This is a genomic window from Lysinibacillus sp. RU7, assembly GCF_057837305.1.
Genome location: NZ_JBYQFK010000131.1, coordinates 1 through 271, shown reverse-complemented (window position 1 = coordinate 271; position 271 = coordinate 1). Strand labels below are relative to the sequence as shown.

Genomic DNA, 271 nt, shown 5'->3' with positions numbered 1-271 from the left:
AATAACCACGCGCTCGGCATCAACATGATCAACAATACCGCCACGTCTGGCCTGTACGGTGGTACCAGAGTCAACCGCAACGGTACGTTCAATACCAGTACCGACCAGTGGTTTTTCGGGGCGCAGGCAAGGAACTGCCTGACGTTGCATGTTGGCACCCATCAGGGCCCGGTTCGCGTCATCGTGTTCAAGGAACGGAATCAGGGAAGCGGCCACCGACACGATCTGTGAAGGTGCAACGTCCATATAATGAACATTGGCAGGGGCCGTC

The 271-nt window shown here is 56.1% G+C and carries 1 protein-coding gene; it reads right to left on the bottom strand.

What is annotated here, in order from left to right; translation table 11 throughout:
• The coding region (locus tag AC3II9_RS21820) for a hypothetical protein (protein WP_489158793.1) at positions 1-271 on the bottom strand (271 nt) is incomplete at both ends.